The sequence below is a fragment of the Pseudoroseomonas ludipueritiae genome (assembly GCF_014490445.1).
In the GTDB taxonomy this organism is placed as follows: Bacteria; Pseudomonadota; Alphaproteobacteria; order Acetobacterales; family Acetobacteraceae; genus Pseudoroseomonas; species Pseudoroseomonas ludipueritiae.
The window spans coordinates 1-8,642 of record NZ_JACTUZ010000176.1 but is presented as its reverse complement, the minus strand read 5'-3'; the positions used below and the strand labels follow the sequence as shown (position 1 = coordinate 8,642).

General features: G+C 68.3%; 7 protein-coding genes and 1 pseudogene. 3 read left to right on the top strand and 5 right to left on the bottom strand.

Annotated elements, in window-relative coordinates:
* From IBL25_RS22600 to ctrA, 3 genes and pseudogenes are all read left to right on the top strand, one after another.
* Window positions 1-596: pseudogene (locus tag IBL25_RS22600) on the top strand (alpha/beta fold hydrolase); the annotation flags it as partial.
* 61 nt (window positions 597-657) lie between these two features.
* Complete coding sequence (locus tag IBL25_RS22595; RefSeq protein ID WP_187780745.1) at window positions 658-1,830, top strand: acetyl-CoA C-acetyltransferase; 1,173 nt, start codon at window positions 658-660, stop codon at window positions 1,828-1,830.
* 349 nt (window positions 1,831-2,179) lie between these two features.
* Window positions 2,180-2,929, top strand: coding sequence for a response regulator transcription factor CtrA (ctrA, locus tag IBL25_RS22590; protein ID WP_187780744.1), 750 nt, complete (start codon window positions 2,180-2,182; stop codon window positions 2,927-2,929).
* A 116-nt stretch (window positions 2,930-3,045) separates the two neighbouring features.
* Here the strand turns inward: ctrA and IBL25_RS22585 are convergent, their stop codons facing one another.
* Genes IBL25_RS22585 through IBL25_RS22565 form a run of 5 tightly spaced genes read right to left on the bottom strand, consistent with a single transcriptional unit; the run spans window position 3,046 to window position 8,431 of the window.
* On the bottom strand, window positions 3,046-3,864 hold the full coding sequence (locus tag IBL25_RS22585; protein WP_187780743.1) for a CheR family methyltransferase: 819 nt from the start codon (window positions 3,862-3,864) through the stop codon (window positions 3,046-3,048).
* Window positions 3,861-4,946 carry a chemotaxis-specific protein-glutamate methyltransferase CheB gene (cheB, locus tag IBL25_RS22580; protein ID WP_238940598.1) on the bottom strand — a complete coding sequence of 362 codons (1,086 nt, stop codon included), beginning with the start codon at window positions 4,944-4,946 and terminating at the stop codon, window positions 3,861-3,863. Before cheB ends, IBL25_RS22585 begins: the two co-directional genes overlap by 4 nt.
* Entirely contained in the window at window positions 4,943-5,338 is a 396-nt protein-coding gene (locus IBL25_RS22575; RefSeq protein ID WP_238940597.1) for a response regulator, read from the bottom strand. The genes cheB and IBL25_RS22575 overlap by 4 nt, the downstream gene beginning before the upstream one ends.
* Window positions 5,339-5,346: 8 nt before the next feature.
* Complete coding sequence (locus IBL25_RS22570; protein ID WP_187780746.1) at window positions 5,347-5,844, bottom strand: chemotaxis protein CheW; 498 nt, start codon at window positions 5,842-5,844, stop codon at window positions 5,347-5,349.
* A 13-nt stretch (window positions 5,845-5,857) separates the two neighbouring features.
* A complete protein-coding gene (locus tag IBL25_RS22565) occupies window positions 5,858-8,431 on the bottom strand; it encodes a hybrid sensor histidine kinase/response regulator (RefSeq protein ID WP_187780741.1) in 2,574 nt (857 codons plus the stop codon).
* Window positions 8,432-8,642 lie beyond the last annotated feature (211 nt).

Genomic DNA, 8,642 nt, shown 5'->3' with positions numbered 1-8,642 from the left:
TGCGCCGGCCGGAGCGGGTGCGCGCCCTGGCCCTGCTCGCCACGCCCTGGGACTTCGCGGCCGGCGGCGCCGAGGCGGTGGAGCGTGCCCGCGGCATGGCCACCCTGCTGCCGGGGCTGGAGCCGGTGCTGCAGGCCACGGGCAGCCTGCCGGTCGATGCCATCCAGTCGCTCTTCGCCATGCTCGACCCCTGGGCCATCGCCCGGAAGTTCCGCGCCTTTGCCCGGCTGGACCCGGCGAGCCCGCGCGCCATCCAGTTCGTGGCGCTGGAGGACTGGCTGAATGACGGCATCCCCCTCGCCGCCCCGGTGGCGCGGGAATGCCTGGGGGGCTGGTACGGCCGGAACGAGCCGGGCTCCGGCCGCTGGCGCGTGGCGGGAGCGGTGGTGGACCCGGCCGCGCTGGCGCTGCCTACCTTCCTGGCCATTCCGAAATCGGATCGAATCGTGCTGCCGGCCTCGGCCCTGGCCCTGGCGGCGCGGATGCCGGCGGCCCATGTCCATATGACTCCCGCCGGGCATATTGGCATGGCGGCCGGCGGAAGGGCCGAAGCCGCGCTGTGGTCGCCGCTGCTGCGCTGGCTGGCGGACTTGTAGGCAACCCTTGCGGCGGCGCACACTGTGCCGAACCAGCACGGCCAGAGGGAGTATCAGAAGAATGACCGAGATCGTCATCGCATCGGCGGCTCGCACACCGGTGGGCGCCTTCAACGGCGTCTTCGCCAATCTGTCCGCCCATGCGCTGGGCACCGTTGCCATCCAGGCCGCCCTGAACCGCGCCGGCATCGAGCCCGGCGAGGTGGACGAGGTCATCCTCGGCCAGATCCTGACCGCGGGTGCCGGCCAGAACCCGGCGCGCCAGGCCGCCATCGCCGCCGGCATCCCGGTGGACCGCACCGCCTTCGGCATCAACCAGCTCTGCGGCTCCGGCCTGCGGGCGGTGGCCCTGGCGGCGCAGCAGATCGCGACGGGCGATGCCAGCATCGTGGTGGCGGGCGGCCAGGAGAGCATGACCCAGGCGCCGCATTGCGCGAACCTGCGCGCCGGCCAGAAGATGGGCGACCTCGCCTTCGTGGATACCATGATCCGCGACGGGCTCTGGGATGCCTTCCACGGCTACCACATGGGCAATACCGCCGAGAACGTGGCCGAGAAGTTCCAGATCACCCGCGACGACCAGGACGAATTCGCCTTCAACAGCCAGCGCAAGGCGGGCGAGGCCATTTCCGCCGGCCGCTTCGCTGACGAGATCGCGCCCGTGACGGTGAAGACCCGCAAGGGTGAGACGGTGGTGGGCACGGACGAATACCCGAAGCCCGAAACCTCCCGCGAGATCCTGGCAAAGCTGCGCCCGGCCTTCGACAAGAGCGGCACCGTGACGGCGGGCAATGCCAGCGGCATCAATGACGGCGCCGCCGCGACGGTGGTGATGAGCGCGGCCGAGGCCGCCAAGCGCGGCGTGACCCCGCTGGCGCGCATTGTTTCCTGGGCCACAGCGGGGGTGGACCCCTCCATCATGGGCACCGGCCCTATCCCAGCCAGCCGCAAGGCGCTGCAAAAGGCGGGCTGGAACATCGCTGACCTCGACCTGATCGAGGCCAACGAGGCCTTCGCCGCCCAGGCCTGCGCGGTGAACAAGGAGATGGGCTGGGACACGGCGAAGGTGAACGTCAATGGCGGCGCCATCGCCCTGGGCCACCCGATCGGCGCTTCCGGCGCTCGCGTGCTGACCACGCTGCTCTACGAGATGCAGCGCCGTGACGCCCGCAAGGGTCTGGCCACACTCTGCATCGGTGGTGGCATGGGCGTGGCGCTCTGCGTCGAACGCTAAGGCTCTTCTTCAGCCAGGATCGGGCCGGTCGGCACATGCTGACCGGCCTTTTTTGTGCCTACAGGCAAAACAAATTCCGTCTCATTAATGATAAATTTCTGAATACGAACCTAACCTCGCTGGTACAGCAATCCTCAACCAGAAGGCGAGTAATCCCGTAAGGCGATAGCCGCACTGGCCTGCCTCGTGAAAATCAAGGCTTAACGCCCTGATTCGCAGGCTTTGCCGCTCCGATGTGTCTCATTTTTAGATTTAGTATTCTTCTTAATACAATCTTGCGCCGAAAAAGTCCTTCTCAACTCGCCTTATGGTGGTATCAATACAATCAGAGATTGAGGGGAAGACAAAAATGAGGACACTTCTGGTTGAAGACGACCTGACCACCGCCCGCGGGGTCAGCATGATGCTCAAGGCGGCGTCCATGATGGTGGACATCGCCAGCACGGGAGAGGAGGCGCTGGAACTCGCCGCCCTCTATGACTACGACATCGTCATCCTGGACCTTATGCTGCCGGACATGGAGGGCTACGAGGTAGTCCGCCGCCTGCGCGGCAACCGGGTGGAGACGCCGGTGCTGATCCTCTCCGGCCTGTCCCGCCCGCAGGCGAAGGTGAAAGGCTTCGGCATGGGTGCCGACGACTTCATCACCAAGCCTTTCGACCAGCAGGAGCTGCTAGCCCGCATCCAGGCCATTGTCCGCCGCGCCAAGGGCTTCAGCCAGCCGACCCTGTCCGTTGGCCCACTGACCCTCAACCTCGGCTCCCGCGAAGTCCGGGTGGACGGGCGTGACGTGCACCTGACCGGCAAGGAATATGCCATCCTGGAGCTACTGACCCTGCGCAAGGGCCTTGTGCTGACCAAGGAAGTCTTCCTGAACCACCTTTACGGCGGGATCGACGAGCCTGAGGCCAAGATCATCGACGTCTTCATCTGCAAGCTGCGCAAGAAGCTGGCGCAGGCCGGGGCGGGCGAGTTGATCGGCACCGTCTGGGGCCGTGGCTATGTGCTGCGGGACCCTTCCAGCCTCGCCAACCGCTACGGCATGCCGGAAGTCGCTGCTGTCCTGGCCGGTCCCAGCCCACTGCACGCCGTGGCCTGACAGCCGCCCTGCCCTGCCGCCTCGATGCGCGCTGGCCCACTGAAAGGCCGGCGCGCATCATGCCGTGATTCCTGCGCTTCCCCTCTCGCGGATCACGGCGGTGAGCGCGGCGGGGCTCAGCCCGCCATCCGCGCCGCCACCGGTGCCAGGGCATAGGCCCCACGCTCGCCCATCACCGCCACCAAACGATCAGTCAGGCCCAGCACCGTCTCCGCGCCACCAAGATACATCACGCCATCCGCCGCCATCTGCGCTGCCAAGGCATTCAGCACCCGTCCCTTGGTCTGCGGGTCGAAGTAGATCAGCACATTGCGGCAGAAGACGATGTCGAACCGCCCCAGCATGCGGTGGTCGGCCAGCAGGTTGCGCTCCTCGAAGCGCACCACCTCTCGCAGTGCCGGCTGCACGCGCCACTTTCCGCCTTCCTGCCGGAAGTATTTCACCAGCATCTGCACCGGCAGGCCGCGCTGCACCTCAAACTGGGTGAAGCTGCCGTCCCGCGCGCGCTCCACCACCTCCCGCGACAGGTCGGTGCCCAGAATCTCGGCATTCTTGATGCCCAGTTCCGCCAGGATCATCGCCGCCGAATAAGCTTCCTGCCCCGTGGAACAGGCGGCGGACCAGATGCGCAGCTTATGGCCCGGCGGGCGAGCCGCCATCAACTTGGGCAGCAGCCGCTTGAGGTGGTCAAAGGGCTTCCCATCGCGGAAGAAGCTGCTTTCATTGGTGGTCAGTGCTTCCGTCACCGCCCGCGCCAGCGCCTCCGCGCGCGGGTCGCGCAGCTTCAGCGCCAGCATGTCGAGGCTGGCGATGCCCTCCTGCTTCAGCAGCGACGCCAGCCGGGTTTCGAGCATGTATTCCTTGTCGGGCGTCAGCACGATGCCCGAGCGCGCCTTCACCAGCGCGGCGATCGAGGCAAATCCCTCGGCGTTCATGTCATTCCCCCAGCCGGGTCGAATTGTCCCATCACCCGCTCCGCCAGTTGCTCCGGCGGCAGCAGCACTTGCGCCAGGCCAGCCCGCGCCACCGCGCCCGGCATTCCCCAGACGACACTGGTGGCTTCGTCCTGCGCCATTACGGTTCCGCCGGCGGCGGCCACCGCCTTGCAGCCCAGCATCCCGTCCGAGCCCATGCCGGTCAGGATCACCGCCGTCACCCGCCCCTCGCAGGCCGCCACCAGGCTGCGCAGCATCGGGTCCACCGCAGGGCGGCAGAAATTCTCCGGCGGGCCGGAATTCAGCCGGGCGACCAGCGCCGCATTCACATTCTCCACCAGCAGGTGCCGGTCGCCCGGCGCCAGATAGATGCGTCCTGGCTGCAGCACCTCGCCATCCCGCGCTTCGGCCGCAGGTGGCCCGCCCAGGCGGCCAAGGTGGTCCGCCAGCATGGCGGTGAAGCCCGCCGGCATGTGCTGCACCACCACCAGCGGCACCGGCACGGGTACCCGCAGTGCGCGCACGAAACTCGCCAGGGCCTGCGGCCCGCCGGTGGAACTGCCGACGGCCACCACCTTCGGCCTGGGCCCTGCAACACCAGGCCGCCGCGCCACCCGCGCAGCGGGAGCGGCCGGCGGCACCGGCGCGCGCATTCGCGCCCAGCCCTTCACCTTGGCCAGCAGTTCCGCCTGAAAAGCCGGGTCCCGCACTCCGCCACCGGCGGCGGAAGGCTTCGGCACATAGTCGGCCGCACCGGCACGCATGGCCGCCATCGTGGCTTCCGCCCCCCGTTGGGTCAGGGCACTGGCGACAATCACCGCCAGCTTCGGCTGCGCCTTCAACAGCAGCGGCAGCACCGTCATGCCGTCCATCACTGGCATTTCCAGGTCCAGCAGCATCACGTCAGGGCGCTGCGCGATGGGCAGGGCCTCCAGCATCTCCAGCGCCTGCTTGCCATCCCCGGCCCGGCCGACCACGCGGATCTGCGGGTCGGATTCTAGCACGCGGCCCATGGCGGTGCGGGCGGTGGGGCTGTCGTCGCAGAGCATCACCCGCACCGGCCCGCCAGCCTGCGGCGTCATGTCCTGAATTCTTCTGGCACCAACCCCAGTTGCGCCAGCTTGCCGGTCAGGATCGCATCGTCGAAGGGCTTCATGATGTATTCCTGCGCCCCGGCTTCCAGCGCCATGACGATGCGCTCGAATTCGCTTTCGGTGGTGCAGAGCATGATCAGCGGCTCCTCCGCGCCGAACTCCATGCGCGCCGCTTTGAGAAATTCCAGCCCGTTCATCACCGGCATGTTCCAGTCCAGCAGCACCAGCCGGGGCAGCGCGGCGCGGCAGGCCGCCAGGGCCTCGGCGCCATCGCCAGCCTCGCGCACGCTGAAGCCATGCCGCTCAATGATGCGGCGCGCGGCCTTGCGCACCACGCGGCTGTCATCGACGACCAGGATATCGTCTGTGCCTTCCATCATCCCCTCCCTCAACCGATCGCCAGGATGCGGTCGACATCCAGCATGATCAGCAGGCGGTCGCCCTGCCGGTGCACACCGCGCGATACCTCGCGCCATACGCTGTCCAGCGTCGGAGGATTGCCGGCCAGACCCTCAGCCGGCAGCGGCACCACCTCGCCCACCGAGTCGGAGAGCAGGCTGTAGAGCTCGCCCCCCTGCTCCACCACCACACTCATCGGCGGCGGGCTGCCGGCGGCGCGGTCGGCAAGGCCCAGCCGCCGCCGCAGGTCGATGGCGGTGACGATGCGGCCGCGCAGGTTCAGGCTGCCGGCCACTTCGGGCGGCGCCAGGGGCACGCGGGTAATGGCCTGGGAGGCCAGGATGTCCCGCACCGCCAGCACCGGCACGCCGCAGAGCTGGCCGGCCACCGTCAGCGTCAGCACCATCTCGGCGGCCGCATCGGCCACGGGTGGCGCACCGGGCAAGGTTCCAGGCAGCGTGCCGGGCGCACGCGCTTCGGACTGCATCACGTCTCGCTCCTCAATGGACGGCGGGGGAGAGGCTGTCGCGCAGCAGGCTCAGCAGCGCTTCCCGGTCCGATTTTCCCACATCACCGGTAAAGCCGGCGTTACGGCAGCGCGCGGAATGGCCGGGCTCGGCATGCGCGCTCATCGCGATCATCGGCAGATGCTGCCAGATGCCGCCTTCCCGCACTGCGCGGGCGAGGCCCAGCCCATCCAGCTCCGGCATCTCGATGTCGGAGATGATGATGTCGAACATCGCCCCCTGCTCCCGCAGCCGCAGCGCCTGGCTGCCGGTCTCCACCGCGGTCACCTCGTAGCCGGCGGCGGTCAGGCCCGGCACCAGCAGGTGGCGGAAGAAGGCGCTGTCCTCGGCCAGCAGCACGCGCTTGCCGGTCTTCTCGCCCTGCGGCTGCGGCTTGAACCAGTCGTCGCCGGCCTGGCGCAGCCACCAGGCGCAATCCATCACATCCGTCACCTTGCCGCAGATCACGGCGCTGCCCAGGAAGCCCGGGCGGTCGTGGCTGCCCTCGATGTCTAGGTGCTCCTCCACCACGTCCAGGATGGCATCCACCATCAGGCCCATGGCGCGGTGCTGGTCGCTGAAGACCAGCACGGCCTGCCGCGTGCCCGGCTGCGGCGGCATCCAGTGGTCGGACATCGGCACCAGCGGCATCAGCTTGCCGCGATACTGCACCAGCGGCTGGCTGCCGGAGAGTTCGATGCTGGCGGCGGGCAAGTCCTCCAGCCGCGCCACCAGCCCCAGTGGCACCGCCTTCGGCGTCTCGTCCCCTGCGCGGAAGAGCAGCAGCGCCGTGCGTTCGCCGGAACGGGCACCCACCAGGGCGGCACGGGCCGCATCCTCCACCGGCCCATCGGCGCCGACGCCGGTGGCGCGGGCAATGCCATTGGGGTCCAGGATCATGATGACGCTGCCATCGCCCAGGATGGTATTGCCGCTGAACATCGTGACGTGGCGCAGGATCGGCGCCACCGGCTTCACCACGATTTCCTCGGTGTCGAAAACCTTGTCCACGATGATGCCGAAGACATTGGGCCCGACCTGCGTCACCACGACGAAGCCGGCATCCTCCTCCCGCACCTCTTCCGCATCATCCAGCTTCAGCAGCTTGGAGAGCGAGACCAGCGGCAGCAGCCGGTCGCGCAGGCGCATCACCGGCGTCTGGTCGATCCGCTCGATGGTGGAGCCACCGCCGCCCGCGCGCACCAATTCCACCACGCCGATCTGCGGGATGGCGAAGCGTTCCCGGCCTGCTTCCACGATCAGCGCGGACACGATCGCCAGCGTCAGCGGGATCTTGATGAAGAAGGTGGTGCCGCGCCCTTCCACCGAGCGCAGCTCGATGGTGCCGCCGATCTTCTCGACATTGGTCTTCACCACGTCCATGCCGACGCCGCGGCCGGAAACGCTGGTGATGGCGGCGGCGGTGGAGAAGCCGGCGCGGAAGATGAAGTGCTGGATTTCCCGCTCGCTCATCCCGGCCAATTCGACCTCGGTGGTCAGGCCCTGGCTCAGCACCTTGGCCTTGATCTTCTCCACCGACAGCCCGCGCCCGTCATCGCCGATCTCGATGATGATATGGCCGCCTTCATGATAGGCGTTCAGCGTGATGCGGCCCATCTCCGGCTTGCCGGCGGCGCGGCGCTGCTCGGGCGTCTCCAGCCCATGGTCGCCGCTGTTGCGCACCATATGCGTCAGCGGGTCCTTGATCAGCTCCAGCACCTGGCGGTCCAGCTCGGTATCGGCGCCCTTCATCACCAGCTCGATCTTCTTGCCAAGTTCATTGGCAAGGTCGCGCACGATGCGCGGCAGCTTCTGCCAGGCATTGCCGATCGGCTGCATGCGCGTCTTCATCACCCCTTCCTGCAATTCGGAAGTGATGTGGGAGAGGCGCTGCAAAGGCACCGTCAGCGCGGAGTCGCCCCGCGCCCGCACCAGCTGCAAAAGCTGGTTGCGGGTCAGCACCAGCTCGCTGACCAGGGTCATCAGGTCTTCCAGCACATCCACCGAGACGCGGATGGTCTGCGGCGGCGCCACGCCGGCGCCACCCGCCGCTGGCGCCCCGCCGGCAACCGCCGGGGCGGCGGGGGCGCTTGCCACCGGCTCGCAGGGGAGCGATTCGGCCACCGCCTCAGGCGCCAGGATCTCCACGGCCTCGAAAGGGTCAACCACAGGTTCCGGCGCGGCCACCGCTCCGCCACGCCAGGCCGCGTCCAGCGCCGCGATCAGCGCGCTGTCGTCGCCCTGCGGTTCGCTGCCGGTGGCTTCCAGCCCGGCGACAATTCCCTTCAGCGCATCGATGGCGGAGAGAATCAGCGTGATGCCCGCCGGCGTCACCTTCAGCGAGCCTTCGCGGTACTTGCCGAGCACATTCTCGGCCGCGTGGGCCACCTTCTCCAGCCGCGACAGGCCCAGGAAGCCGCAGGTGCCCTTGATGGTATGCACGCTGCGGAAGATCTCCGACAGCGTCGGGCGGTCGTCCGGGGCCTTCTCCAGCGTCAGCAGCGCCACGTCCAGCGTGGCGAGACCTTCGTTGGTCTCGGTCAGGAAGTCTGCGAGAAGGTCGTCCATGGCGGTCCCCGACGGCTGCGTTGCGGCCCAATCTCCGGCGGGGAGGCAAAGGAAAGATGAAGAACGTGCCTTAACTCAGCGGATGCAGCAGCAGCGCTTCCTCCGTCAGCCGGGCCTGCCAGCCGGCGGCGCCGGCCAGTTGCGCCAGCAGCGGCGCCAGCACGGCGCGCGGGCCCTCGGCGGGCTCTCCGGCCAGGGCGGCCGCCAGGGC

Coding starts and splice junctions, on each gene's coding strand:
- IBL25_RS22595 (WP_187780745.1), top strand. CDS start 658: ATGACCGAGATCGTCATCGCATCGGCGGCTCGCACACCGGTGGGCGCC.
- ctrA (WP_187780744.1), top strand. CDS start 2,180: ATGAGGACACTTCTGGTTGAAGACGACCTGACCACCGCCCGCGGGGTC.
- IBL25_RS22585 (WP_187780743.1), bottom strand. CDS start 3,864: ATGAACGCCGAGGGATTTGCCTCGATCGCCGCGCTGGTGAAGGCGCGC.
- cheB (WP_238940598.1), bottom strand. CDS start 4,946: ATGACGCCGCAGGCTGGCGGGCCGGTGCGGGTGATGCTCTGCGACGAC.
- IBL25_RS22575 (WP_238940597.1), bottom strand. CDS start 5,338: ATGATGGAAGGCACAGACGATATCCTGGTCGTCGATGACAGCCGCGTG.
- IBL25_RS22570 (WP_187780746.1), bottom strand. CDS start 5,844: ATGCAGTCCGAAGCGCGTGCGCCCGGCACGCTGCCTGGAACCTTGCCC.
- IBL25_RS22565 (WP_187780741.1), bottom strand. CDS start 8,431: ATGGACGACCTTCTCGCAGACTTCCTGACCGAGACCAACGAAGGTCTC.